This is a genomic window from Glaciibacter kafniensis, assembly GCF_039538945.1.
Classification (GTDB): domain Bacteria; phylum Actinomycetota; class Actinomycetes; order Actinomycetales; family Microbacteriaceae; genus Cryobacterium; species Cryobacterium kafniensis.
The window spans coordinates 87,193-112,460 of sequence record NZ_BAABCN010000012.1 but is presented as its reverse complement, the minus strand read 5'-3'; the positions used below and the strand labels follow the sequence as shown (position 1 = coordinate 112,460).

21 protein-coding genes are annotated in these 25,268 nt (G+C 65.9%); 14 read left to right on the top strand and 7 right to left on the bottom strand.

What is annotated here, in order from left to right; translation table 11 throughout:
* Position 1: 1 nt before the first annotated feature.
* On the top strand, positions 2-1,399 hold the full coding sequence (locus tag ABD791_RS16615) for a dihydrolipoyl dehydrogenase family protein (RefSeq protein WP_345068743.1): 1,398 nt from the start codon (positions 2-4) through the stop codon (positions 1,397-1,399).
* Between the two features lie 36 nt (positions 1,400-1,435).
* Here the strand turns inward: ABD791_RS16615 and ABD791_RS16610 are convergent, their stop codons facing one another.
* The 3 genes from ABD791_RS16610 to ABD791_RS16600 form a co-directional block, all read right to left on the bottom strand.
* Positions 1,436-2,785 carry a threonine/serine exporter family protein gene (locus tag ABD791_RS16610; protein WP_345068742.1) on the bottom strand — a complete coding sequence of 450 codons (1,350 nt, stop codon included), beginning with the start codon at positions 2,783-2,785 and terminating at the stop codon, positions 1,436-1,438.
* On the bottom strand, positions 2,778-3,953 hold the full coding sequence (locus tag ABD791_RS16605) for an acyl-CoA dehydrogenase family protein (RefSeq protein ID WP_345068740.1): 1,176 nt from the start codon (positions 3,951-3,953) through the stop codon (positions 2,778-2,780). The genes ABD791_RS16610 and ABD791_RS16605 overlap by 8 nt, the downstream gene beginning before the upstream one ends.
* Positions 3,954-4,064: 111 nt before the next feature.
* Positions 4,065-4,997, bottom strand: coding sequence for a DUF4349 domain-containing protein (locus ABD791_RS16600; RefSeq protein WP_345068738.1), 933 nt, complete (start codon positions 4,995-4,997; stop codon positions 4,065-4,067).
* Between the two features lie 30 nt (positions 4,998-5,027).
* Here ABD791_RS16600 and ABD791_RS16595 point away from each other — a divergent pair, with 30 nt between their 5' ends.
* The 3 genes from ABD791_RS16595 to ABD791_RS16585 are packed head-to-tail and all read left to right on the top strand — an operon-like array spanning position 5,028 to position 7,122.
* Complete coding sequence (locus ABD791_RS16595; protein ID WP_345068736.1) at positions 5,028-5,216, top strand: hypothetical protein; 189 nt, start codon at positions 5,028-5,030, stop codon at positions 5,214-5,216.
* A 3-nt stretch (positions 5,217-5,219) separates the two neighbouring features.
* Positions 5,220-6,110, top strand: coding sequence for an alpha/beta fold hydrolase (locus tag ABD791_RS16590; RefSeq protein ID WP_345068734.1), 891 nt, complete (start codon positions 5,220-5,222; stop codon positions 6,108-6,110).
* A 22-nt stretch (positions 6,111-6,132) separates the two neighbouring features.
* On the top strand, positions 6,133-7,122 hold the full coding sequence (locus ABD791_RS16585) for an aldo/keto reductase (RefSeq protein WP_345068732.1): 990 nt from the start codon (positions 6,133-6,135) through the stop codon (positions 7,120-7,122).
* 146 nt (positions 7,123-7,268) lie between these two features.
* Here the strand turns inward: ABD791_RS16585 and ABD791_RS16580 are convergent, their stop codons facing one another.
* The 3 genes from ABD791_RS16580 to ABD791_RS16570 all read right to left on the bottom strand — a co-directional run bounded on the left by ABD791_RS16580 (position 7,269) and on the right by ABD791_RS16570 (position 10,563).
* A complete protein-coding gene (locus tag ABD791_RS16580) occupies positions 7,269-8,093 on the bottom strand; it encodes an aldo/keto reductase (RefSeq protein ID WP_345068730.1) in 825 nt (274 codons plus the stop codon).
* A 79-nt stretch (positions 8,094-8,172) separates the two neighbouring features.
* Positions 8,173-9,093 carry a hypothetical protein gene (locus ABD791_RS16575; protein ID WP_345068727.1) on the bottom strand — a complete coding sequence of 307 codons (921 nt, stop codon included), beginning with the start codon at positions 9,091-9,093 and terminating at the stop codon, positions 8,173-8,175.
* 264 nt (positions 9,094-9,357) lie between these two features.
* On the bottom strand, positions 9,358-10,563 hold the full coding sequence (locus ABD791_RS16570) for an MFS transporter (RefSeq protein ID WP_345068725.1): 1,206 nt from the start codon (positions 10,561-10,563) through the stop codon (positions 9,358-9,360).
* A 199-nt stretch (positions 10,564-10,762) separates the two neighbouring features.
* Here ABD791_RS16570 and ABD791_RS16565 point away from each other — a divergent pair, with 199 nt between their 5' ends.
* The 3 genes from ABD791_RS16565 to ABD791_RS16555 are packed head-to-tail and all read left to right on the top strand — an operon-like array spanning position 10,763 to position 13,488.
* Complete coding sequence (locus ABD791_RS16565; RefSeq protein ID WP_345068724.1) at positions 10,763-11,662, top strand: ABC transporter substrate-binding protein; 900 nt, start codon at positions 10,763-10,765, stop codon at positions 11,660-11,662.
* Between the two features lie 3 nt (positions 11,663-11,665).
* On the top strand, positions 11,666-12,691 hold the full coding sequence (locus ABD791_RS16560; protein ID WP_345068723.1) for an amino acid ABC transporter permease: 1,026 nt from the start codon (positions 11,666-11,668) through the stop codon (positions 12,689-12,691).
* A 44-nt stretch (positions 12,692-12,735) separates the two neighbouring features.
* Complete coding sequence (locus tag ABD791_RS16555) at positions 12,736-13,488, top strand: amino acid ABC transporter ATP-binding protein (RefSeq protein ID WP_345069030.1); 753 nt, start codon at positions 12,736-12,738, stop codon at positions 13,486-13,488.
* Between the two features lie 75 nt (positions 13,489-13,563).
* Here ABD791_RS16555 and hrpA read toward each other — a convergent pair whose 3' ends face one another.
* The gene (hrpA, locus tag ABD791_RS16550; RefSeq protein ID WP_425562264.1) at positions 13,564-17,451 is read right to left on the bottom strand and encodes an ATP-dependent RNA helicase HrpA; all 3,888 of its coding nucleotides are present in this window, start codon (positions 17,449-17,451) and stop codon (positions 13,564-13,566) included.
* 335 nt (positions 17,452-17,786) lie between these two features.
* On the opposite strand from hrpA, the gene ABD791_RS16545 reads away from it, so the two are divergent.
* From ABD791_RS16545 to msuE, 7 genes are all read left to right on the top strand, one after another.
* Complete coding sequence (locus tag ABD791_RS16545) at positions 17,787-17,978, top strand: hypothetical protein (protein WP_345068719.1); 192 nt, start codon at positions 17,787-17,789, stop codon at positions 17,976-17,978.
* Between the two features lie 96 nt (positions 17,979-18,074).
* On the top strand, positions 18,075-19,742 hold the full coding sequence (locus ABD791_RS16540) for a sugar ABC transporter ATP-binding protein (protein WP_345068717.1): 1,668 nt from the start codon (positions 18,075-18,077) through the stop codon (positions 19,740-19,742).
* Positions 19,742-20,722 (top strand): ABC transporter permease, encoded by a 981-nt coding sequence (locus tag ABD791_RS16535; protein WP_345068715.1) that lies wholly within the window; start codon positions 19,742-19,744, stop codon positions 20,720-20,722. The genes ABD791_RS16540 and ABD791_RS16535 overlap by 1 nt, the downstream gene beginning before the upstream one ends.
* Before the next feature lie 29 nt (positions 20,723-20,751).
* Positions 20,752-22,395 carry an FGGY family carbohydrate kinase gene (locus ABD791_RS16530; RefSeq protein ID WP_345068713.1) on the top strand — a complete coding sequence of 548 codons (1,644 nt, stop codon included), beginning with the start codon at positions 20,752-20,754 and terminating at the stop codon, positions 22,393-22,395.
* A 42-nt stretch (positions 22,396-22,437) separates the two neighbouring features.
* Positions 22,438-23,367, top strand: coding sequence for a sugar ABC transporter substrate-binding protein (locus ABD791_RS16525; protein WP_345068711.1), 930 nt, complete (start codon positions 22,438-22,440; stop codon positions 23,365-23,367).
* Positions 23,368-23,411: 44 nt separating this feature from the next.
* Positions 23,412-24,245 (top strand): aldo/keto reductase, encoded by an 834-nt coding sequence (locus ABD791_RS16520; protein ID WP_345068709.1) that lies wholly within the window; start codon positions 23,412-23,414, stop codon positions 24,243-24,245.
* Positions 24,246-24,683: 438 nt separating this feature from the next.
* Positions 24,684-25,265, top strand: coding sequence for an FMN reductase (msuE, locus tag ABD791_RS16515; protein ID WP_345068707.1), 582 nt, complete (start codon positions 24,684-24,686; stop codon positions 25,263-25,265).
* Positions 25,266-25,268: the final 3 nt, after the last annotated feature.

Below are 25,268 nucleotides of genomic sequence, written 5' to 3'. Positions count from 1 at the left end.
GGTGAACGCAGCAGGTCAGCCGGCCGAGGAACATTTCGAGCTCGTTGTGGTCGGCGGCGGCAAGGCCGGCAAGACCCTCGCGATGGACCTCGCCAAGGCCGGCCGCCGGGTCGCCATGGTCGAGCGGGAGATGATCGGCGGCGGTTGCATCAACGTCGCCTGCATTCCGACGAAATCGTTGGTATCCAGCGCCCGGCTGCTCGGGGTGCTGCGCCGTGCCGATTCCCTCGGCGTGCACGTCGGTGACGCCCGCGTCGACCTCGACCTGCTGCGCGCGCATAAAGAAGGAGTCGTCGGCGATATGGTCGCCTTGCATCGCGAACTCTTCGCCGCCAGCGGCATGGACTTCATTCTCGGTCAGGCTCGCTTCGTCGGGCCCCGACTGGTTGAGGTGGTGACGGATGCCGGCGGCCGGCGTCTGCTTCGCGGCGACCAGGTGGTCATCAACACCGGCACCCGGCCGAAACTTCCTGACATTCCCGGCCTCGCCGGGGTCGGACCGATGACGAGCGAAGACGTACTGCGTCTGGAATCGATCCCCGCCCGGGTCGCCGTGATCGGCGGTGGCTATGTCGGATCGGAGCTCGCCCAGATGCTGCAGGCGTTCGGCGGCCAGGTGGTGCAGCTCGTGCGCGGCGACCGGCTGCTCTCGAGTGAAGAACCTGAAGTTTCGGCAGCGCTGCTCGACTCTTTCATTCTCGATGGGATTGTCGTGCGACTCGGCGCGAGCGCGACATCCGTTGCCCGCACCGTTGACGGGATCGAACTCGCACTCAGCGATGGCAGCACGCTGCTGGTTGACGCGATCGTCGTCGCTACCGGACGGCGTCCGATCACCGGCGCCCTCGGCCTCGACACCGCCGGCGTTGCGCTCGACGCGCGGGGCTTCGTCGTCGTCGACGACACGCTGGCCACCACCGCACCGAACACCTGGGCGGTCGGCGACGTGACGGGCCACGTCGAGTTCACCCATGCGTCGTACGACGACTACCGCATCGTGAAAGCGAATCTGGCCGGCGGCTCGCGCACGACCACCGACCGATTGATTCCCTCGGTGGTCTTCGTCGAACCGGAAATCGCCCGGATCGGCCTGACCGAATCCGCCGCGCTCGCGGCCGGTCACACGATCAGCGTCGCGATGCAGAAGGTGATCGCGATTCCGCGCTCGCGCACGCTCCGTCAGACCGAGGGACTCTGGAAGATCATCGTCGACCGCGCAACCGAGCGCATCCTGGGCGCATCGCTCGTTGGCGTCGACTCCGGCGAGGTGATCGCAGTGATTCAGACGGCGATGCTGGCCGATGCGCCGTACACGCTGCTGCAGGACGCGATCATCGCGCACCCGACGATGGCCGAGGGTCTGACGACGGCCTTTGCCTCGCTGACCCCTGTCAGCTGATCGAGCTGCCGGATCAGGTGGGATCGAGCTGCCGGATCAGGTGCGCTTGACCGTCGTGCGCGCCGCGCGCGTCAAACGCAACGGCAGCGCCATGATCGGTCCGACGAACCGCCGCTGCAGGTTGCGCGCCGGGCCCCAGACATACTGAACCAGGTACTGCGCGAGGATGGCCCCTGCCGCCAGAGCCGCCGCAACCGCCGCCGCCGCGAGCATTCCCATGAGCCCGTCGACGTTGCCGTCGGCCACCTGCATCAGGCTGCTGAACAGGAGCAGGCCGGGCACGAGCGGTACGAGCGCAGAGACGACGACCACGAACGGCGGGGTGCGCACCAGCGGGGCCGCAACTGTGGCGATCAATCCGATCAGAAAGGCGCTGCCCGCCGACGCCCAGACCTGACCGAGGGTCGCAGTGATGCCGGCCTGATAGAAGAATTCGGCGAGAGCGCCGAGCACGCAGACCACCCAGAGCGCCCGCCATGGCATCTGAACGGCGAGAGAAAACCCGACCGCGATGACGATGGCACCGAGCAGCAGAATCGGCAGATCGCTCAGCGACGGAGCGAGGTCGAGATCGATCCGCAGGTGAAGCCCGAGCCGGGCGAGCATGGCCGACGCGCCGGCGACGCCGGTCACCAGACCTCCGGTGATCAACACCGCTTCGACCAACCGGGCGGTTCCCGTGATGTAAAACCCGGAGAGGATGTCATGCACCGCGCCAAACACCGTCACCCCGGCCAACAGCATGATGATGGTGGCCACGACGACGAGCGACGGATTGGCCGCCGGGTCGATCAGATGCACGATCGCGGCCACGACGGGGCCGATCGCGCCGCCGACGACGGTTTGATAGAACACCGGAACCTTGCGGTGGGCCAGTGCGCTGGTGATCAGGTCCACGAAGAAGGTGGCGATGAACGCCGCGACCACCACCGTCACGCCGCCGCCGATCAGCAGTGCCGCACCGGCGCCGACGAGGCTCCAGCCGAGACGCCGCACGAGCACGGGCACCAGCGGCTTCGAACTGACAATCGTCGCGAGACGCTTGCGCGCCACAGCGACATCCATCGGCGTCTCGATCAGCTCGGCGATGAGCTGAGACGTCTCGGACAGCCTCGTGAAGTCGAGGTTTCGAAACTTGACGTTGCGGCTACGAGAAATGGTGTCGTGGGTGGCCGGGTTCTCAAAGGTGAGGGTGATCAGGGTGTGAGTGATGTCGGCGTCGATGCCTTTGAGACCATATGCCCTGGTCACAGCTTGCATGGCGGCAACGGCATCTTCGGCGCCGGCGCCGGAGGCGAAGATGACCTCGGCCAGCCGCATGGTGAGGTCGAGAACCGCCCGGGCGTGCAGCACGTCGATCTGGATGGCGCCGGTGTGCTCACTCATCGAGTGGACCGAGCCAGGCTGTCGCCACAGTGGAATGCGCCGACTCGGCGTCGGACGGGTGAAAGATGCCGGCCAGCACATCGCGATACAACCGGCCGAGCTCGTTGCCGGCGAAGTACGACGAACCGCCCGACACCCGCAGCGCCTGGTCGACGACATGCTTGGCGTTCTCGGTGGCGCGATGCTTCAGCCCGGCCAGCTGCGCAAACCACTGCGAGCCACGGTTTTCCTGCACATCGACGGCTCGGGCCACATCGCGAATCTGCGGGTAGATGCCATCCATCGCCATCGCCGCGTCGGCAATCCGCCACCGGATGTCGGGATCCTGCGACAGGGCACGCCCGTCATTCTTCATCGAGGTGCGACGCCCGGCCGCCGAGACAGCCAGCTCGAGGGCGCGCTGCCCGATCCCGGTGTACACCGAGGCCAGCAGAATCTCGAACGTGGCAAAGATGCTGAAAATGAGGGGGTCGGCGTTGGGGCCAGGGTCGAGCGAGCGAAAAACCCGTTCGGGACGGGCGTAGGCGCCGTCGAGCACTGTCGACTGGCTCTGGCTGGCTCGCATGCCCAGGGTGTTCCAATCGTCTTTCTGGCTGACCCCTGGCTCGCCGCGATCGATGAACGCCCAAACGATCTTCGGGGCGTCGGGGCTCGAGCTGTCGAGGCCCATCGTGCCGAGGCGGGTCCAGGCGGGGGAGAGCGAGGTGAAAATCTTGGTGCCGGTGAACCGGTAGCCGCCGTCTGCCTGTGGCTGGGCATCCGTTTTCGAACCGAAGAGAACCAGATCGTTGCCGGGCTCGCTGACGCCGAATCCGAAGATCTCGCCGCGGCCGGCCTCCTCGAGCAGAAAGGTGAGCACCTCGTCGCCGCGGTTGCGCAGGGCCAGAGCGACGCCGGTCCAGACGAGATGCATGTTCACGGCCAGCGCGGTGGCCGGGGCATGGGCGGCGAGCGCGATCTGGGCCTGTGTGACCTGCTCCAGGCTGGCGCCCAGGCCGCCGAACTCGACGGGCACGAGGGCCCGCAGGTAGCCGGCCTCGGCCAGGTCGGCCAGGTCGTCGGTGAAGAACTCGTTCGCGTCGTCGTAACCGGCCGCGCGCCCGCGAATGCCGAGGAGTAGTTCGTCGCTCAGCAGGGGAGTGCCGGGGGAGGGCGCGGTTGTGTTCACACATGCCAGCCTAGTTTTCAGCGGCGGTGTTGCGTGCCTGTGGGGAGGAATTGGTTGGAAGTGAACCGGAACTGTGGCTGCAGTGCTCGACGGCAGTGCTCGACGGCAGAGCTAGACGATCGGGCTGTCGTGCGGTGCGTCCGGCGGAGTAGGCGATGCCGGCGTCGAATCCTTCGCACTCGGAGTGCCTCGCCGGCGGCGTCGCACACCGCGCACAATCAGCAGCACGACGACGGCCAGCACGCCGAGCACGATCAGCCACGGCAGCGCATAGCCGAGCGCGAGCAGAAGCCCCGCCCCGGCGGCCATGAGCGAGGCCCAGCCGGCTGCGATCGCGCCCCAGAAATCGCCGGGGGCGCCCGGAGCGACGACCCCTTCAGCGGTCAGATCGAGGGTGATCGTCGAATACTCGATCTGGTCGGAGAGAAATGTGCGCTGGGAGGTGAGACCCTCCAGCTCGCTTTGCCGCTGGGCAAGTGCGCCTTCGATCGCGATGAGGTCAGTGGTGGTGGTCGCCTTCGACATCAGATCGAGCAGCCGGTCGACCGAGGTGTGAAGTGAGGTGATGCGGGCATCCAGATCGACGGTCTGCTGCGTGACATCCGCGCTGCTGAGCGACACGTAGTTCACGGTTCCGAGCTTCTTCAACTCGGCGAGCGTGTGATCGAGTGCACTCGTCGGGATGCGCAGGGTCAGGTTTGCGCTCGCCGGCTGGTTGTCGGTGCCCGGGTTCTCGGTGCGTGTGTCGATGCGGCCGTCGGCCTGTTCGGTGATTGTCACCGCGTCGTGGGCCGCGCGGATCGGATCCTCGACCGTGATCGATACGGACCCGGTGGTGATGACGTCACGTCCGCTCACCGAGGTGTCACCGGCAAAATTCGGAACTGTGGCCGGAGCCGCGCCATCGGCCATTCCGGCGGTGCCGGGCTGCACCGAGACCTCGCTACTGCCGACGCTCCCGCTCCCGCTCCCGCCGGTGCTGGTGCATCCGGCGAAGGCAATCGCCGTCAGCAGGGCAGCGGCGACAAGCGCGGTTCGTCTCATGGCCCCACACTAGGGGGCAGTCTGAGGCCGATGTCTGCGTGGCGTCTGGGAGTCCGATCACAATCAGGTCTCGGTGTCGCGGGGGCGACGGAGGTTGACGAGCTCAAAGCCGACGCCGAAGTGAAAATGGCGGAGGCAGGCGTGAAAAAGGCTGAGGCTGAACGCGATGCGACTCACGCCAAGAACGACCTGAAAGAAGATTTACACGGCGATAATTGAACTATGAGTGAGCTGGCGCGGCCGACGACGAAGACTGAACGTCGTCGTCGCCGACGCCAGCCGCCACTGCTTCACATCGCGCACGACGAGGGTGATGGCCCTGTCGTGATTCTGGTGCATGGGATTGCATCGTCGTCGGTCACCTTTCGACAACTCATTCCTCTGCTGCAGCCGCGGCACCGGGTGATCGCCATCGACATCCTCGGCTTCGGCCAATCTCCGGCACCTGTCGACAGCGAATACACGCTCGAAGAGCACGTGGCCGCGATCGATGCCACGATCCGCTCGCTGAAGCTCCGCGAGCCCTTCACCCTGGTCGGACACTCGCTCGGCAGTCTGATCGTGTCGCGACTCGCCGCGATCGAACAGGCTCGGGGAATCTCTTGGCTGCGGTGGATGCGCCCGGCCCGGCCGTCGCATGTGGTGCTCGTCGGGCCTCCGGTCTACGTTGCCCCGTCCGAAATCGGCGATCTTCGGGTGCGCGCCCGGGTCGACGCCTATCTCAAGGCCTACAACTTTCTGCGCGCCAACAAAGAATTCACCCTGCTCAACGCCTCGATCATTTCGAGGCTGCTGCCCAAGGGAATTTTCGAAGTCACCGAAGCGAACTGGACGCCGTTCGTGAAATCGCTCGAGAACTCCATCGAATCGCAAACGCTGGTCAGCGACATCGCCGCGCTGCGGGTGCCGGTCGACGTCGTCTACGGTTCGCTCGACGCGTTCATCGCGCCGGGCAGCATGACCGTCATTGAACGGATGCGCCATGTCACCATGCATCGCGTCGAGGCGAATGACCACATCATCCGCAAGCGTCTGGCGCGGGTCGTCGCCCGGGCGATCGACGGAGAGGCGGTGCCGGTCGAGCAGGCCGCCGTGGCAGAATCGGCCAGCTGAGTTGAGTCGATAGGGTGGGGCAATGCAGACACGCACTCTCGGACGTACCGGTCGAACCGTTTCAGTGATCGGCCTCGGCACGTGGCAGCTCGGCGCGGACTGGGGCGACGTCACCGAAGCCGACGCGCGGGCCGTGCTCGCGGCATCCGTCGACGCCGGCGTCACCTTCTTCGACACGGCCGACGTCTACGGCGACGGCCGCAGTGAGCAGATCATCGGCCGTTTTCTGGCCGACACGGATGCCGAGATCACCGTCGCGACGAAGATGGGTCGCCGCGTAGACCAGCTGGCCGAGAACTACGTGCTCGACAACTTTCGCGCCTGGACCGACCGGTCGCGCGCCAACCTCGGCGTGCAGACGCTGGATCTCGTGCAGTTGCACTGCCCGCCGAGTGCCGTGATCGACTCTGGTGAGGTCTACGACGCTCTCGACACCCTCGTGTCAGAGGGAGCGATTGCTCACTACGGGGTCAGCGTCGAAACCTGCGACCAGGCGCTGTCGGCGATTGCGCGGCCGAATCTGGCGACGGTGCAGATCATCCTCAACGCGTTCCGGCTCAAGCCGCTCGACGAAGTGCTTCCGGCTGCGCGTGCCGCCGGCGTCGGCATCATCGCTCGGGTTCCGCTGGCGAGCGGTCTGCTGACCGGAAAGTACACCAGGGAGACCGCGTTCGCCGCGAACGACCACCGCAACTTCAACCGCGACGGCAGCCACTTCGACGTCGGGGAAACCTTCTCCGGCGTTGACTATGAGGTTGGGCTGCAAGCAGCGGCGGAGTTCGCGGCGCTTGCCGCGGCGGTTTCCGGCGAGGTCACCCCTGCCCAGGCTGCGCTGGCCTGGGTTGCGCAGCTCGACGGCGTGAGCTCGGTGATCCCTGGTGCGCGCAGCGTGGCACAGGCCGAGGCGAATGCGGCGGCCGGAAACCTCGCTCCGCTCGGCGACGCGTTCACCGCCGGAGTGCGTGACATCTATGACCGCTTGCTCCGGGGGCAGATCCACCCGCGCTGGTAGCCGCGAGTCTTTTGTTCCTCGCCGCCGCATCCATCGCGAACTGTGTCAAATGACGGGTTTTGTGCGCGAAAAGTGGTGATTCGCCACAGTTCGGCGACCGGGGCGGTCATCTTCACGGGCGTGGCGCACGCGGTCACGCCTCTCACCTAGTCGATCGTGTCGGGGTCTTTTCCGGTGCGTTCGCCCACGTCAAGCAGCGCGATGGCCGCGTGATCGGCGGCATCCAGAGCGAAATCGAACACGTCGAGGTTCTCCCGGATGCGCGCGGGCGTCACCGACTTCGGAATGACGACGTTGCCGAGCTCGATGTGCCAGCGCAGCACGACCTGGGCGGGAGTCTTGCCGTAGCGGGCACCGATCGTCGCCAGTGACGCGTTGTCGAGAAGGCGACCCCGGGCCAGCGGTGACCAGGCTTCGGTCAGGATGCCGTGGGCCGCGTCGTACCGCCGCAGCTCGGTTTGCGCGAGTTCGGGGTGCAGCTCGATCTGATTGATCGCCGGAGTCACGCTTGTCTCGGCGAGCAGCCGATCGAGGTGGTGCGTGTGAAAGTTGGAGACGCCGATTGAGCGCGCCCGGCCGTCGGCCTTGAGGCTCTCGAGGGCGCGGTAGGTGTCGACGTAGCGGTCTTGGCGCGGCGCCGGCCAGTGGATGAGATACAGGTCGACGTAGTCGAGGCCGAGCTTGTCGAGGCTCTCGTCGAATGCGCGGAGTGTCTCGTCGTAGCCGTGCCGGTCGTTCCAGACCTTGGTCGCCACGAAGAGCTCGTCGCGTGGCACACCGGAGCGGGCGATTCCGGCGCCGACGCCACGCTCATTCTCGTAGAGCGCTGCGGTGTCGACATGACGATAGCCGGCTTCGAGCGCGACCTGAACGGTGTCGCTGGCGAGGTCATCCGCTACCTTGTAGACGCCCAACCCGAGCTGGGGGATGGAAAGTCCGTCGTTCATGAGCAGTTGGGGCACGGTAGTCATTCCTCTATTCTCCTTCGCCGAACTGTGGCAGATGACTACTTTGCGGGCGAAAAATGGTCATCTGCCACAGTTCGACGAGTCAGGATGTCGGATCCCAACCACGCTCGACGAGCGCGTTGTGGATGCGTTGGATCAGTTCCAGACCGCCGTTCTGCAGGTCGTCGTCGGTGACGCGGATGACCCGCCACTTCACATCCTCGAGCCGCTCTCGACGGGTGATGTCCGAACGAAATCGTCGGCGGTCGGTTCGATGCTCCTCGCCCTCGTATTCGGCACAGACTTTGAAGGCGGGCCACGACAGGTCGACGTGCGGATTGAAGGGGAGATTGACACCGAGAACTTCAAAGCCGACAACCGGCTCGGGCAGTCCGGCGTCGAGAATCAGGAGTCGGGTTTCTGTCTCTTTGGGGGAGTCGACCCGTGCGCGGGCGAGACTGGCGGCCTCGCGGAGGGCCCGCACTCCGCGGCGACCGGGCACGCGTTCGGCCGCCGCCACCAACTCCGACGGCTGGTATCGCGGATGCTTGCCGGCGCACAGAAAATCGGCGACCGCGACGAGGTCGTTGCGTTTCAGAACAGGTCCGAGATCGAGCCAGGTCTGCAGGGGAGCGGTCACGGGGAGCAGATCGGTGAACTCGACATCCCTCAGCTCGCGCCGAAGTTCGTGACCGACGATCCCCGTGCACTGCGGCGGTCGAAGTCCGGCTGGCACTGTCACGTGCAGTCGGCGATCGCGCTCCAGCCAGCCGGGAAGCGGCATGCCGTGCAGAATCGCGGCGGTCGCGTGGCTGAAGACACGGCCATTCGGCATCCGTGCGAGGTACGCGTGGCACCGGTCCCGCGTGGACTCGGGTGCGGAGCCGGCCTGGCGCACACCATAAAACGGTCGCGCGAGGTCACCGCGTCGCACACGCCCGGGTGGGAGACCCAGGTGACGCGCCTCGGCGACGTGAAACGCGCCATCCGTCAGCTCGAGCGGGAGCTCCCCAGATCGTGACATGACCCGATGATGGCGGATGCCGCGCGAACGCGTGCGTATCTGTCCACAGCCTGCGGTCTGCTGGCGCTCTCACGAGCCTTCGGGCGTCGCCGAACTGTGGCAGATGACCACTTTTCCGCCGCGGAATGGTCATCTGCCACAGTTCGGCGAAGAGCAAAAGGTCGCGAGGAGTAAAAGGTCGCGAGGAGAGGAAGGGAAGGGAGAGGGAGGCAAGGGTGAGGAAGGCAACGGAGAAGAGGGGCGGCCAGGGCGAGCGAGAGGGCGCTACGAAACCACCATCACCGGCTCGGTGTCCGGGATCGGACTCGCATCCCGACCACGGAGGTCGGGGTGCCAGCGCCGACCGAGCGTGGGAATGATGCAGCCGAGAAGCGCGAAGCCCGTCGCCGCAAGAATCGCCGACGTGGGGCCGTAGTGGTCAATGGAGAAGCCGGCGACGGCCGAGCCGAGCGCCGCCCCGATCAGCTGCCCGGTGCCGACCCAGCCATATGCCTCGGCGGTCTCGGAGAACCTCACGCTCGCCGAGACGATTCCGAACAGCACGGCCAAGGCCGGCGCAATGCCGACGCCCGCGAGAAACAGAGTGGCGGAGAGCCACCAGAAGTTGAGCGAGAGGCTGGCGAGCCCCATGCCGATCGTGACGATGAGCATGCGTCCGGCCAGCGCCCAGGGTCCGATCGGCACATGGCCGAGCGCGAGCCCTCCGACCAAAGACCCGACGGCAAAGATCGCGAGCACCCAGCCAGAGTCAGAGCTGCCGTGCCCGAACGCGGCGACGACGCCGGCCTCGACCGAGGCGCAGGCGGCCACGAGCATGAATCCGACGATGGTGCTGAGCAGAACGGCCGGCCGTTTGAGCACGGCTCCGATCTTGCGCTTGCTGCGCGGAATGCGCACTCGCCCGACCTCGGGCAACAACACGAACCAGATGCCACCGCCGACCAAGAACACGGCGGCGAGCAGGATGCCTGCAACGCTGCTGACCTGGATGGCCACGAAAGTCGCGACCACCGGGCCGACCACCCAGATGATCTCCTGGGCCGACGCATCGAGCGAGAAGAGAGGAGTGAGCTGCCTGGAGTTGACGAGCTTGGGGTAGATCGTGCGCACGGCCGGCTGGATCGGCGGCATCGACAGGCCGGCGATGAACCCGACAATGAGTAGCGCGACAATCGGAAGCGACACCAATGCCATCACGACGATGGCGAGTGCACAGATGCTCATGGTGATCGAGATCACCAGGCGCATTCCCCACCGGCCCATCAGGCGGCTGGTGAGCGGGCCGGCGATGGCCTGGCCGATGCTCATCGCGCCGAGTACGAGGCCGGCAGCGCCATAGGAACCGTAGGCATGCTCAATGTGGATCAGAAACGCCAGTGAGAGCATCCCGAACGGAAAACGGGCAGTGAGTTGGGCCGCAAGTATACGACCGACCCCCGGGGTCTTCAGGAGGTCCAAGTAGCTGCGCACGATCTGACAAGTCTATTGCCGCGGATGCACCGGATGAAAGCTCCGCGACAGGTCACCGACAAACCGATCAGGTGACGATTTTGTGACAACTCTGAATCGGAGGGTGCCATCGACCGCTCTTTGGGGGATAGTTGTGGGAATCTGCTCTTCACGGATTCGACGACGAATCAGAATTACCCGACACGAAGAAGGTTTAACAATGCGCGCTCGTTTCGCACTCCCCGCACTCGCCGCCGTCGCAGCCCTGCTGCTCAGCGGCTGTGTTGACAACACGACACCCGCAGACGGCGGCTCGTCTGCCCCGTCCGGCGGCAGCGGGATCACCAAGGATGACGCCGCTGCGGCACTGGTTCCCGCAGACGTTGCCAGCACAGGCAAGCTCGTCATCGGAACCGACGCGGCCTACCCGCCGAACGAGTACAAGGACCCGTCTGGCCAGCCGATCGGCTGGGGCATCGAGTTGTCAAACGGCATCGCCGCGAAGCTCGGCCTCAAGCCGGAGTACCAGATCGCTGATTTCGACAACATCATCCCGAGCATCACCGGCGGCAAGGTCGACATGGGCGAGTCCTCGTTCACCGACAACGCCGAGCGTGAGAAGCAGGTCGACTTCGTCAACTACTACAACGCCGGCATCCTCTGGGCCTCGCAGGTCGGCAAGACCGTCGACCCCGACAACGCCTGCGGCCTGACGGTGGCTGTGCAGTCGAACACGGTTGAAGACACCGATGAGCTGCCCGCGAAGATCAAGGCCTGCACCGACGCCGGCAAGGCGACGATTGAGGTGCTGCCGTACAGCTCGCAGGAAGAAGCGACCAACGCCGTCGTTCTCGGAAAGGCCGACGCGCTCAGCGCCGACTCCCCGGTCACCCTCTACGCCATCTCCAAGACGGACGGCAAGTTGCAGCCGGCCGGCAAGAGCTTCGACGTCGCGCCCTACGGCATGACGGTCAAGAAGGGCTCCGAACTGACCAAGGCCGTGCAGGCAGCGATGCAGTCCATGGTTGACGACGGCAGCTACGGCAAGATCCTGGAAGCATGGGGTGTCACCGACGGTGGCATCAAGACCATCACGATCAACGCTGCGACGAACGGCTAGTCAATGACGAATTCTGTTGTGAACCGTCCGGCGGGAGATCTCCCGCCGGACGGCGCCGGTTCACCGGCGGCCATCAAGGCGATCCGGTTGCGGCATCCGTGGCGCAACGTGTTCGCGGTGGTGTTGGTGCTCATCGTCGCTCTGTTCATCATCGATGCGGCCCAGCGGCCGGCCTTCGACTGGCCGGCGGTGGGCAAATACCTCTTCGATCGCCGCGTGACGCAGGCTGCATTCGTGACGCTTCAGCTCACGGTCTACTCGATGGTGATCGCGATCATCCTCGGCGTGACGCTGGCCGTGATGCGCTTGTCGCCGAACCCCGTCGTGAAGAGCATCGCCTGGGTCTACCTCTGGGTGTTCCGCGGTACTCCGGTCTACGTTCAGCTGGTGTTCTGGGGTCTTCTCTCGATCATCTACCAGTCGATCGACATCGGACTTCCGTTTCAAGAGCCGTGGGTCTCCTTCGAGACCAAGGTCGCGCTGAGCACCTTCGCCCTGGCGGTCATCGGACTCGCACTGAACGAAGCCGCGTACATGGCTGAGATCGTGCGCGCCGGGTTGCTGTCGGTCGATCGTGGTCAGGATGAAGCGGCAACGGCCCTCGGAATGAGCTGGCTGCAGACGATGGTGCGTGTCATCATCCCTCAGTCGATGCGCGTCATCATCCCGCCGACCGGCAACGAAGTCATTTCCATGCTGAAAACGACGTCGCTGGTTACGGCTGTGCCGTTCACCTTCGACTTGTACACACGCACGCGGGATATTTCGGCTGAGACCTTCAACCCGATTCCGCTGCTGATCGTCGCGTCCATCTGGTACCTGTTCTTCACCTCGATTCTGATGGTGGGCCAGTACTTCTTGGAGAAGCGCTTCGCCCGCGGAGTGGGTGACCGTCGCCCCGACCGCAAGGTCGGCGACCAGACCGGTTCGGTGACGGGCACGCTGCCCATCATCGGTGCCGGTCAGCCGACGGTCATCCTGCCGCCGAAGCACGACGACTCCACCAACGGTGACGGAGGCCTGCGATGACAGATCCACTGATTCGAGTTGCAGACACCGGCGTCGACACCCCCATGGTGCTCGCCGATTGTGTCTCGAAGAGCTTCGGCTCCAACGAGGTGCTCAAGAGCATCTCGCTGGAGGTCAAGCGCGGCGAGGTCATGTGCCTCGTCGGGCCGTCCGGCTCGGGCAAGTCGACGTTCCTGCGCTGCATCAACCACCTCGAGGTTCTCTCGGCCGGTCGGTTGAGCGTTGACGGCGATCTCGTCGGCTACCGCGAGACGAACGGAAAACTGTATGAACTGCACCCGAGGGAAGCGGCCAAGCAACGCCGTGACATCGGCATGGTGTTTCAGCGGTTCAATCTGTTCCCGCACATGACAGCGCTCGAGAATGTGATGGAAGCGCCGATCCGGGTCAAGCGGCAGTCCAAAGCCGTCGTGAAAGAACGAGCTCTCGCGCTGCTCGCCCGGGTGGGATTGGCCGATCGGGCCGACTACTACCCGGCGCACCTCTCCGGCGGCCAGCAGCAGCGCGTGGCGATCGCTCGTGCCCTCGCAATGGAACCGAAGCTGATGCTGTTCGATGAGCCGACCAGCGCACTCGACCCCGAACTCGTCGGCGAAGTGCTCGACGTGATGAAGGGGCTCGCCAAGGACGGCATGACCATGATCGTTGTCACCCACGAGATGGGCTTTGCCCGTGAGGTTGCCGACTCGCTGGTGTTCATGGATGGCGGCGTTGTCGTCGAGTCCGGCGACCCGCGTGAGGTGCTGAGCAACCCGCAGCACCAGCGCACGCAGGCGTTCTTGTCGAAGGTTCTGTAGAAGATCGTTGATCGAGCCTGTCGAGATCTTGTAACCGGGTCTCGACAGGCTCGACCAACGAAGCGGCGGGTTTTCTTAGCCCGCCAAGGCCTTCTGGATGCGCTGCAACGAGACCGACTCCGCCGCCTTCAGCTCCTGCGCGAAGAGACTGATCCGCAACTCCTCGATCATCCAGCGCGCACGCACCAGGTTGGCCGGGGCATCGGGCGCCAGGGGGATCGTGCCGCCGGCATCCGTGAACTTCGCCAGCGCCGTCTGTACCTCGTTCATCCAGACGCGGTCGCGGCCCGGGTTGTCGAGCAACTTCTGGATACGGGCGGTGATGCCGCCGAGATAGCGCGGCAGGTGCCGCAGCTGGGTGAGCCCGATGGCGCTGACGAAGCCAGGGTAGATGAGCCCGTCGAGTTGAGCCCTGGCATCGCCCAGCGGGGCGAGTAGGGCCATGCTGGTCGACGCCTTGAGCGCTTTCTCGGCCGCCCGCGACGCCGCGAGAATGCGGGCGACGAGTCCGACGGTCTCGAACATGGTGTCCATCACGACGCCGGAAACGCGGTCACGGATGGTGTCGAACTCGGCCTTCATGAACACCTGGCCGTCGGGGCGGATGCGGTAGAGCACGTCGTTCACCGCGGCGCTCAGGCAGTCGTCGAAGAGCGCAGGCGTGCTGCGATACGGGCTCGTCGCCAGAGACATCTTCTCGGTTCCGGTCAGGTGCTGCTGCACATAGGCGACCGGCGACGGCGTGGCGAGCAGGAGCAGACGGCGCACTCCACTCGGCAGGGTACGCGCCTGTTCGGCCTCGGTGCTCATCAAGCGGATGGCCACCGAATCGCCCTCGTCGATCAGTGTCGGGTAGGCACGAATCGTGTTGCCGCCCTGCTTGGTGTCGATAAAACGGGGAAGCTCGCCGAATGACCAGGCCGTCAGCCCCGACTTCTCGATCGCGTTCGGGGCCGCGGCAACGGATGCGGCGGCCACACTCTCGCGGGCCTTGCCGCCGAGTCGACGCTGCAGCTCCCGCAGATCCTTGCCGGAGTCGACCGTGCGACCGCGCTCGTCGACCACGCGGAACGTCATCTGGAGATGCTGCGGGATGCGGGACAGGTCGAAGTCGGAGGCCGTGACCGGCACGTGGGTGAGGCGCTTGATCTGGGCGGCGAGGAGTTCGGTGAACGGGGTCTCGACAGGCTCGACCACCGAATCGACCGACGAGGGCAGCTCCTTGTTGAGGCGCGCAGCCCAGTCGGCCGCCGGCACCACGTTGCGACGAATGGCCTTCGGCAGCGACTTGATCAGCGCCGTGATGAGGTCGACCCGAAAACCGGGCACCTGGCCGTCGAAGCCGGCGGGGGAGAGCCGCGCCAACAGCGCGAGCGGAACCTGAACCGTCACCCCGTCATCCGCTGACCCCGGCTCAAACCGATAGCTGAGCGCGAAACGCTGGTCGTCCTGTTGCCACACCGGCGGAAAGAGCGACTCGTCGATTTCGGGGGTGTCCTCGGCGACGAGCGTCTGGGCCGTCATCGTCAGCAGGTCAGGGGTCTCCTGGCGGGCGGTACGCCACCAGGCCTCGAAGGTGCGCGTCGAGCAGACATCCGCGGGGATTCGCTTGTCGTAGAACTCGAACACGGCCTCGTCGTCGAAGAGGATGTCCCGGCGGCGGGTGCGCTCCTCGAGCTCAGCCAGCTCAGCGCGGAGCTTCTTGTTCTCGCGGTCGAACGCAGACAGGCGCCGGTCGACGCGGTCGAGGTCCCACTCGCCCTCGACGAGGGCCTCGCGGATGAAGAGATCACGGGCATAGACCGGGTCGACACGGCTGAACTGGATGCGGCGCTTCTGAATGATCGGCACGCCGTAGAGGGTGACGCGTTCGTAGGCGACGACGGCGCCCTGCTTCTTCTCCCAGTGCGGCTCGGAGTAGTTGCGCTTGACCAGGTCGCCGGCCAGCGGCTCGGCCCAGGCCAGGTCGATCGCGGCGTTCATCCGGGCGAACAGCCGGCTGGTTTCGACGAGCTCGGCGCTCATCACCGCGGCGGGCTGCTTCTTGGCCAGCGCGGATCCGGGGAACAGCACGAAGCGCTGCTGACGCGCGCCGACGTAGTCCTTCTTCGCGGTGTCTTTCAAGCCGAGGTGCGAGAGCAGACCGGCCAGCAGTGAGCGGTGAATGCCGTCGGGATTGACGCTCGGGTCGCCCAGGTGCAAGCCGAGTGGCTTGGCGAGCTGGCGCAGCTGGCGGTAGACATCCTGCCACTCGCGCACCCGCAGGTAATTGAGGTACTCGGTCTTGCAGAGCCGGCGGAACGCGCTGGAGCCGAGCTCGCGCTGCTTGTCTTCGAGGTAGTTCCAGAGGTTGAGCAGGGTGAGAAAGTCGCTCGTGGGGTCGTTGAACTTGGCGTGATGCTCATCGGCCTGCTGGCGGCGTTCGAGCGGGCGCTCGCGCGGGTCCTGAATGGTCAGGCCGGCGACGATCGCGAGTACTTCGCGACTGGTGCCCTGCGTCTTCGACTCGACGACCATGCGACCGAAGCGGGGGTCGATCGGCAGCTTCGCGAGTTGGTGGCCGACGCGGGTGAGTTTCGAGGTCGTCGACGTCGCGTTGTCGATTGCGGCGTTGCCGGTTTTCGGGCCGCGCGCCTTCGCCGGCGGTTCGACCGCGCCGAGCTCGGTGAGCAGGTCGAGACCGTCTTTGATGCCGCGCGAATCGGGCGGGGTGAGAAACGGGAAGGCGGCGATGTCGCCCAGGCCCAGCGAGATCATCTGCAGGATGACCGCGGCCAGGTTGGTGCGCAGCACCTCTGGCTCGGTGAACTCGGGACGGCGGTTGAAGTCTTCCTCGGAGTACAACCGGATGGCGATGCCGTCGCTGGTGCGGCCGCTGCGGCCAGAGCGCTGGTTCGCCGACGCCTGCGAGATGGCCTCGATCGGCAGACGCTGCACCTTCGAGCGCACGCTGTAGCGGCTGATCCGGGCGGTGCCGGCGTCAATCACATAGCGGATGCCCGGCACGGTCAGGCTGGTCTCGGCCACGTTCGTCGCGAGCACGATGCGGCGGCGCACTCCGGCCACCGTCGACGGCTGGAAGACGCGGTGCTGCTCGGCAGAGGAGAGACGCCCGTAGAGCGGGAGCACCTCGGTCGGACTCGTGCGCGATGACGACGCGTACTTTCCTTGCAACGCGTCGGCGGCATCCCGGATCTCGTTCTCACCGGAGAGAAACACGAGAACGTCGCCGTTGGACTCGCGCTCAAGCTCGTCGAGGGCCGCGCTGATGCCTTCGATGTAATCGCGGTCGACGGCAGGGGCGGCATCCGTCGTGGCACCGTCGGTGGCGGAGTCATCGTCATCGAGCACGGCCTCGGCGACGAGCGGGCGGTAGCGAATTTCGACCGGATAGGTGCGGCCCGAGACCTCGACAATCGGCGCTGGGTTGCCGTCGGCATCGGCGAAATGCTCGGCAAAGCTCTGCGGATCGATGGTCGCCGAGGTGATGATGAGCTTCAGATCGGGGCGCTTGGGCAACAGTTGGCGCAGATAGCCAAGCAGAAAGTCGATGTTGAGGCTGCGCTCGTGGGCCTCGTCGATGATGATCGTGTCGTACTTGCGCAGCAGCTTGTCGCGGTGCATCTCGTTCAAGAGGATGCCGTCGGTCATCAGCTTGATCTTGGTGTTGGCGCCGACTTTGTCGGTGAAGCGCACCTGGTAGCCGACGAGTTCGCCGACTTCTTGGCCGAGTTCTTCGGCGATGCGTTCGGCGATGGTGCGGGCGGCGAGCCGGCGCGGCTGCGTGTGCCCGATCGACTCGCGGCCGATCTCCATGCAGATTTTCGGCAGCTGGGTGGTCTTGCCAGAGCCGGTGGCGCCGGCGACGATCACGACTTGGTTGTCGCGGATGGCGCGGCCGATGTCGTCCTTGCGCTGGCTGACCGGAAGTTCAGGGGGGAAGGTGATCTGCACGGGAATCATGAGCCTTCCATCGTATTGCCTGGCGGAGGCTCTCGTGGTCGAGCAATTTCGGCTTGCGGGATCTCGAGCTATGGGGCCGCTGCGCGGCATTGTGGTGAACGAATTTGACCATCTCGTTGGTCGAGGAGGCCGCCCGCGATCGGGTCGAGACCTCGCGAGTCGACTTTCAAACGCAACCCAAGTCCAAGGATTGGCTCGCGAGATCTCGAGACGCGGCCTCCTGCGTCGGCTGCTCCTCGATCAACGAAATGGTCATATGCCTAAGAGACGCGTGCTCGCAAGCTCGCGCGCTCCTCGATCACCGAGAGGGAGAGGAGGGGGGCCCGTTTTCCGTAATGAACTTCAGAGACGGCCTCCGTTCTCTCGAAAATGAGGTCGCTGGCCTGCGCGAGAAGTGGGAAGGACGCATCGGCTGGAATGGTGCCGGCGACCCGGCCAAGACGATGGTCGCGTTGAAGGGAACAGGTCGGCCTGGTCGACGCGGCAATCGCGGTCAGGGCTTCGCCGGGGACCCGTGGCGCAAATAAGCCGTGGCGCACGTAGACGGCGCGCTGTCGCCCCTCTCGGTGCGAATCTGAGAAGATTGTCCTACTTTGTCGGTTCGTTGAGTCAGTGGGGTCACAATGCGTATGCTCCCCACCGACGTGTCTGAACGCGCCGACAGCCCGGCGCTCCTCGACAGTTCAGAGCTCCTCGACAGTTCAGAGCGCACAGTTCTGCCGCTGCTGTCGATTCGCGGGCTCAGCAAGGTCTACGGTTCGGCCACTGTCGTCGACGATATTCATCTCAGCATTCCGCATGGCACGATCCACGCGCTGCTCGGCGAGAACGGTGCCGGCAAGTCGACGCTGATCCGGATGCTCGCCGGCGTGATCCCCGCCGATGCCGGTCACATCGAGGTTGACGGCGTGCGCCGCCGAGTGCGCACTATCAAAGATGCGCAGAAGCTCGGCATCGTCGCCCTCCCGCAGGAGCTGACGCTGGTTCCGACGCTGAGCGCCCCAGAGAACATTTTTCTTGGTCAGAAGCAGCCCGGCTCCTTCGGCCTCGTCAGCCGGCGCGGCCTCGAACAGGATGCCGCGGTGCAGCTGGCCCGGCTCGGCCAGCGGATTCCATTGCGCGTACCCGTCGGCGAGTTGTCGGCCGTGCAGCAGACAATGGTCGCGCTGGCGCGTGCGCTTGCCAGGGATGCCCGCCTGCTGATCCTCGACGAGCCGACAGCGGCGCTGACCGCCAGCGAAACCGAGCAGTTGTTCGCCGTGCTGCACTCCCTGCGCGCAACAGGCACCTCGATCATCTATGTCTCGCACCGCCTCGACGAGGTCTTCCGGCTCGCGGACACCGTGACAGTGCTGCGCAACGGCAGCCGCGTCTGGACGAAACCCGTGGGCGAGACACACACCGATGATGTCGTCGCCGCGATGATCGGTCGCGCCCAGAACGACGTTTTCCCCGCGCGGGCGACGCTGGTCGGCACCGGGGCCGCCGGTATCGTGTCGACAGGCGCCGAGAGCTCGAACCCTGGCCTCCCGAGTGCCGGGCTTCCGCGCGCGGGCCTTTCGGACTCTGCGATCTTGCGGGTGGACGCCCTGTGCGGGCACCGGCTGCAGGGCGTCAGCCTCACGGCATCCGCCGGCCGCATTCTCGGCATCGCCGGCCTGGCCGGGTCCGGCCGCAGCGAACTGCTCAGGTTGATCGCCGGCGACGAACGGATGCGCGGCGGCACGATCCTCCTCGACGGAAAACCGTTGGCGGGCGGATCGGTGACGCGGGCGATGGCATCCGGAATCTCGCTGGTTCCCGAAGAGCGTCGCCGACAGGGCCTCGTGATGACCGCGTCGATCAGAAGCAACATTGCCCTGGCGAACCTGACGGCGCTCAGCCGGTTCGGCATCGCGTCGCGCCAACGGGAACGGGTGATGGCCGAGCGTGGCGTCGCCCAGCTGCAGATCACTGCGGCGTCGCTCTCCCAAACCGTCGACGAGCTGTCCGGTGGCAACCAGCAGAAAGTCGTACTGGCCAAGTATTTGGAGCGCAAGCCGCGCGTGCTCCTGCTCGACGAGCCGACCCGCGGCATCGACGTCGGCACGAAAGCCGAGATCTACGCGGTGATTCGACGGCTGGCCGACGCGGGAGTCGCTGTGATTGTGGTGTCGTCGGAGATTCCCGAGCTGCTGGGTCTCGCCGATGAGATCGCCGTGCTGCGCGAGGGGCGGCTGAGCGCCGTGCTCCCGGCCGCCGACGCCGACGAGGCGACGATTCTTCACCACTGCTACCGAAAGGCCGATTGATGCCTCGCTCCACTCCCGCGCGAGCCGGCTCCCGGCCAGGGGCTCGTCGGCTCCCCGCCCGACTGGCCTCACTGGGCACCCTGCTCGGGCTGGTCGGACTGGTCGCCCTCTTCGGGCTGCTCAAGCCGCAGATCTTTCTCACCCCGCTGAACTTCAGCAACATCCTCGAACAGGTCGCCGTGCTTGCGATCGTCGCGTCGGTGCAGACCATCGTCATGGTGGTCGGCGACTTCGACCTCTCGGTCGGCGCACTGGCCAGCCTGATCGGAGTGATCGTCGCGCAACTGCTCGTGGGCGGCATGCATCCGGTGACGGCCATTCTGCTGGGCCTCGGCGCCGGGCTGGTCGCCGGGGCGATCAACGGTTTTCTCGTGGCCTACCTGGGCCTCTCTGCGTTCATCGCGACGCTCGCCACGATGACCTCGTTCACCGGACTCGCCCTGCTGCTCAGCAACGGAACCACGGTGTTCGGCCTGCCCGAATCGTTCATCTGGCTCGGTCAGGGCCGCATCGGGCCGGTTCCCGTGCCCGTGGTGATCGCCGTCGTGCTGATGCTCCTGGTCTGGTTTCTGCTCTCCAAGTCGGTGCTCGGCCGCAGCTGGTATGCCATCGGCGGCAATGCGGAGGCAGCCAAACTCTCGGGCGTCAACACCAAGTGGGTGCGATTCACCGCGTTCCTGTTCTCGGGCGGGGGCGCCGCGCTCGCCGGCATCATCCTGACCGCCCGTCTCGCCTCAGGGCATCCCTCGGCCGGCGACCCGATGATGCTCAGCTCGATCGCAGCCGTCTTTCTCGGCATCACGTTGTCCCGCACCGGTTCCCCGACCATCGGCGGCACAGCCGTCGGCCTCGGAATCGTCGGTGTGCTGAGCAACGGACTCAACCTGCTGCAGGTGAACAGCTATGTGCAGCAGGTGCTGACCGGAGTCATCATCCTTCTCGCGGTGAGCCTCAGCCGGCTGAGCCGCAAGCGGCGATGAGGCCGGGCGCCCCAGCCCACCGTGGTGCGGTGATCGCCGCCGTCGATCTCGGCACATCGGGTGTCAAGGTCGCCCTGATCGCGGTCTCCGGCGAGACGCTGGCCACTGGCCGCGCCGAGTATCCGACCAGCACCGGCCCGAACGGCGAGCGGGAGCAAGACCCGGCGGACTGGTGGAACGCGACGGTTGCCGCACTGGCCGAGGCGCTCGCTGCCGGCGCCCTCGCTGCCGACGTTCACCGCGACCACGTCGTAGCCCTCGCCGCGACCGGGCAGATGCAAGACCTGATCTGCACGGATGCCGCCGGCGCGCTGCGCCCCACACTTCTGTATTCAGACACCCGCGCCGACACCCAACACGACCGCCTGGCCGCCGCATTTCCCGGCTGGGCGCTGCGCACCGGCAATCAGCAGGACTCCTCGAATGTCGCGGCGAAACTGGCCTGGCTGGCCGAACACGAGCCTGACACCCTGCACTCGACAACGGCGCTGCTGTTCAGCGCAGCCGGCTACCTCCTCTGGCGAGCCGGGGGAGAGGCCGCCTGCGATCTGGTCACGGCATCGGTCACCGGACTGCTCGACGTCGACCGCCGTGAGTGGTTCGAGGATCTCGTTGCGGCAACCGGCGCACGGAGCGACCAGCTTCCCCGGCTGGTTCAGGGCCGCGCGAGCGCCGATTCGATCATCGGAACGCTGAGCGTCGACGCCGCAGACGACCTCGGGCTTCCGGCGGGCATCCCACTCGTTCTGGCAATGGGAGATGCGGCTGCAACCACCGACGGACTCGTCGGAACTGAGCCGGGAGACGCCTACCTCTACCTCGGCACGACCGGATGGTTCGCGCAGGTCGTCGGGGCGGGCTCCGCCGAGCAGCCCGACGAGCAGCCCGCCAAGCAGCCCGCCGAACACCGAGCCGAGCCGTCTGCCCAGCACGCGATCGTGCTGCCGGGTTGGCACCGAACTCTCCGGATCGGCGCCGTGCTGTCTGCCGGGGCCTCGGCGGCCTGGGCGCTCGCCACCTTCTTGCCCGGGCGTAGCTTCGCCGAGGCCGATGCGCTCGGCGGGGCACGACTCGACGCACGGCTGCCGAGCCGACTGCTCTGTCTGCCTGGCCTGAACGGTGAGCGCACGCCGGTGCGCGACAACACTGCTCGCGGAACCTTCGTCGGCGTGACCGACCAGACCGATGCCGTCGACCTCTACCTCGCCGTGCTCACCGGTGTGGCGATGGGACTGCGGCATGCTGCCGACGATATGAGGGAGGCCGAGATGAGGGATGCCGAGATGAGGGGGGCCGGCGCCGTCGCGGTTTCCGATCGCATCGCCGTCGTCGGCGGTGGGGCGGCCTCGCCTCTCTGGCAGCGCATCCTCGCTTCGGTCTTTGAGATGCCGATCGTCAGCCGTGCCGGTGCGAGCGATGAGTCGGCCACCGTGTCGGCCGCGATGCTCGCCGCGGATGCCCTCGGGCTCGACAACCGCATCCGCCCTCTGTTTGACCGGTCAGGTGACACCGAACTGGTCACCGAACTGGTCGCCGAACTGGGCAGCGCACTGGTCACCCAACCGGGCCAGGAAGCCGCCCTCTACCGGGAGCTGCTGCCCATCCACCGAGCGCTCTACGACGCGCTCGGCCCCAGTTTTCACGCACTCGCCCGACTGCAACCCTGCACCTGAACACCCCGCACCTGAACACAGATCATCACGAAAGGCTCCACCATGAAGATGTCCAGACGACTCACGGTTGCTGCAGCGCTGTCGCTGCCCCTCGTGCTCACCCTCTCCGCCTGCTCGGCGGCCACCACACCGGCGGGCGACGACGCCGTCAGTGTCGTTGTGCTCACCCCGTACCTCTCGAGCGCCGCCACCAAGGAATCGATCGACGAGCTCACCGCCCAAAGTGAGAAGCGGGGCTGGACCGTCAGCGTCGTCGACACAGCCGGCGACATGAACAAACTCAACAGCGCGTTCCAGGATGCCGTCGCCCAGCAGCCCGACGCCATCGTGCTCGGCAGTGGGGACCCGACCCAGATCTCGCTCGGCCTGAAGTCGGCCGATGCCGCCGGCATCCCGGTGTTCGCCATGGATGCCGCCGAGAACCCGCTGATTGCGGCCAACGTCACGAGCGACAACACCGACCTCGGCGAGCAGAGCGCGTCGGCGCTGATCGAGCTGATGGGCGGACAGGGCTCTGTGGTGATGATGACCCACGAACCGCACCCGGGCGTCAAGGCGCGTGCGGCGGGTGCACGGGCGACGTTCGAGGCTGCGGGAATCACGGTTCTTGAGGAGAAGCACGTCGACAACCCCGGCGCGGTCGACAGCGCCCGCACCTCGATGCAGGACATCATCTCAGCGCGCGGCGCCGAGGTCACCGGCGTCTGGGGCGGCTGGGATGAGCCGGCGCTCGGCGTCACCCAGGCGCTGAATGCGGCAGGCGTCACCGGCGTGCCCGTCGTCGGCGTCGACGGCCAGGACTTCGCGCTCGCCGAAATCGAGAAGGGTGGACCGTTCCAGGCCACCGTCAAACAGGATTGGGCCGCAATCGCCGGCCAGGTGGTCACCCTGATCGCCGACCTCGTCGACACGGAGACCGCGCCGGCCCAGGCGCAGTACGAACTACCGGGCACCCTTATCACGGGATCCTGATTGTGCGACCGGGCTGCGGGAGTGGCTATCCCTAAGCTGGACCGATGACAAACACCGTGCCCACGCTTACGCTCAACGACGGCCACACCATCCCGCAGCTCGGTTTCGGCGTCTTCAAGGTCGAACCGACCGAGACGACGCGCATCGTCACCGATGCGCTCGAGGTCGGATACCGTCACATCGACACGGCCGCGATCTATGGCAACGAAAAGGGTGTCGGCGACGCACTCGCCGCTTCGGGCGTCGACCGGTCAGACCTGTTCGTGACGACCAAGCTGTGGAACGACCGCCAGGGCACCCAGTCCGCGTTCGACGCCTTCGATGAGAGCCTGGAGAAGCTCGGCCTCGACTACGTCGACCTGTACCTGATCCACTGGCCGGCCCCGGCCAATGACCTGTACATCGAGAGCTGGAAGGCACTCGAGCAGATTCGCGACTCCGGTCGCGCACGCTCGATTGGTGTGTCGAACTTCCTGGTTCCGCACCTGAGTCGTTTGCTGGCTGAGACCGACGTGGTTCCGGCCGTCAACCAGATCGAGCTGCACCCCGCTCACCAGCAGCCGGAGGTGACCGAGTACGCACGTCGTCACGGGATCGCCATCGAAGCCTGGGGCCCGCTCGGCCAGGGCAAGTACCCATTGTTCGAGGAGACGGTCGTCGCGGTGGCGGCCGAGGCACACGGCAAGTCGCCGGCCCAGGTCATCATTCGCTGGCACCTGCAGGTGGGCAACATCGTGTTCCCGAAGTCGAACAACCGTGCGCGCATGGCCGAGAACTTTGATGTTCTCGATTTCTCGCTGACGAAGTCAGAGGTCGCAGCGATCTCGGCTCTCGAACGTGTCGGCCGGGTCAGCGCGCACCCGAACGAGGTCAACTAGCCTCTTTCGTTGGTCGAGGAGGCCGCCCGCGATCGGGTCGAAACCTCGCGAGCCGATCCTCAAACGCGACCCAAGTCCGGAGATCAGCTCGCCTGGTCTCGAGCTTCCGGGCCGCTGCGCGGCATGGTGGTGGACGAATATCACCATTCCGGTGGTCGAGGAGCGAGCGCCAGCGAGTGTCTCGAGACCTCGCGAGCCGATGTTCGAACTCAACCCGAGTTCAAGGATTGGCTCGCGAGATCTCGAGACGCGTGCTCGCAAGCTCGCGCGCTCCTCGATCAACGAAACGGTCATATACCTAATAGACGCGTGCTCGCTCGCGCTCGCGCGCTCCTCGACCACCGATGGCGACTCTCGACCACCGAAGACCACCGCCAACTTTTACGTCATGTTTCGACGCAGTCGGCGGCATCCGCCAGATAGTCGTACCGTCGAAACATGTCGTACACCTTGAACGTTGTCGCCGTCTCTGGCAGCCTGCACTCGCCGTCGAAGACCACTGCTCTCGTGCGCGAGATTCTCGACGTGCTCGGCAACGAGCTTGCGATCGACGTGCATTTGATCGAGCTGAGCGAGATCGGGCGTGAGTTCTCCGGTGCGCTGAACCGCGATGAGCTGTCGGATGCCGCCGAGCAAGAGCTGCGCAAGATCGAGAACGCCGACCTGCTTATCGTCGCCTCGCCGGTCTACCGCGCATCGTTCACCGGATTGTTCAAGCATGTTTTCGACTTCGTCGGGCAATACGCCCTGATCGACAAGCCGGTTCTGTTGGCGGCGACCGGGGGCAGCGACCGGCACGCGCTCATCCTGGAGCACCAGTTCCGCCCGCTGTTCAGCTTCTTTCAGGCGCTGACTCTTCCGTTGGGCGTGTACGCCAAGGATTCCGACTTCACCAACTACCGGGTCACGAGCGACGAGCTGCGCGAACGCATCCGTCAGTCGATCACCCGCGGCCTGCCACAGGTGCGGGCCAGCCTCCCGAGTGAGCTTTTCGCGGACTCCACCGCCATCGTCTGGTAGCTC

Excerpts from the sequence above, each read along its gene's own strand:
- ABD791_RS16580 (WP_345068730.1), bottom strand. The coding sequence starts at position 8,093 with ATGACTACCGTGCCCCAACTGCTCATGAACGACGGACTTTCCATCCCC.
- ABD791_RS16600 (WP_345068738.1), bottom strand. The coding sequence starts at position 4,997 with ATGAGACGAACCGCGCTTGTCGCCGCTGCCCTGCTGACGGCGATTGCC.
- ABD791_RS16545 (WP_345068719.1), top strand. The coding sequence starts at position 17,787 with ATGAACTTCAGAGACGGCCTCCGTTCTCTCGAAAATGAGGTCGCTGGC.
- ABD791_RS16560 (WP_345068723.1), top strand. The coding sequence starts at position 11,666 with ATGACGAATTCTGTTGTGAACCGTCCGGCGGGAGATCTCCCGCCGGAC.
- ABD791_RS16590 (WP_345068734.1), top strand. The coding sequence starts at position 5,220 with ATGAGTGAGCTGGCGCGGCCGACGACGAAGACTGAACGTCGTCGTCGC.
- ABD791_RS16585 (WP_345068732.1), top strand. The coding sequence starts at position 6,133 with ATGCAGACACGCACTCTCGGACGTACCGGTCGAACCGTTTCAGTGATC.
- ABD791_RS16520 (WP_345068709.1), top strand. The coding sequence starts at position 23,412 with ATGACAAACACCGTGCCCACGCTTACGCTCAACGACGGCCACACCATC.
- hrpA (WP_425562264.1), bottom strand. The coding sequence starts at position 17,451 with ATGATTCCCGTGCAGATCACCTTCCCCCCTGAACTTCCGGTCAGCCAG.
- ABD791_RS16540 (WP_345068717.1), top strand. The coding sequence starts at position 18,075 with ATGCGTATGCTCCCCACCGACGTGTCTGAACGCGCCGACAGCCCGGCG.
- ABD791_RS16595 (WP_345068736.1), top strand. The coding sequence starts at position 5,028 with ATGTCTGCGTGGCGTCTGGGAGTCCGATCACAATCAGGTCTCGGTGTC.
- msuE (WP_345068707.1), top strand. The coding sequence starts at position 24,684 with ATGTCGTACACCTTGAACGTTGTCGCCGTCTCTGGCAGCCTGCACTCG.
- ABD791_RS16555 (WP_345069030.1), top strand. The coding sequence starts at position 12,736 with ATGGTGCTCGCCGATTGTGTCTCGAAGAGCTTCGGCTCCAACGAGGTG.
- ABD791_RS16565 (WP_345068724.1), top strand. The coding sequence starts at position 10,763 with ATGCGCGCTCGTTTCGCACTCCCCGCACTCGCCGCCGTCGCAGCCCTG.
- ABD791_RS16610 (WP_345068742.1), bottom strand. The coding sequence starts at position 2,785 with ATGAGTGAGCACACCGGCGCCATCCAGATCGACGTGCTGCACGCCCGG.
- ABD791_RS16535 (WP_345068715.1), top strand. The coding sequence starts at position 19,742 with ATGCCTCGCTCCACTCCCGCGCGAGCCGGCTCCCGGCCAGGGGCTCGT.
- ABD791_RS16525 (WP_345068711.1), top strand. The coding sequence starts at position 22,438 with ATGAAGATGTCCAGACGACTCACGGTTGCTGCAGCGCTGTCGCTGCCC.
- ABD791_RS16575 (WP_345068727.1), bottom strand. The coding sequence starts at position 9,093 with ATGTCACGATCTGGGGAGCTCCCGCTCGAGCTGACGGATGGCGCGTTT.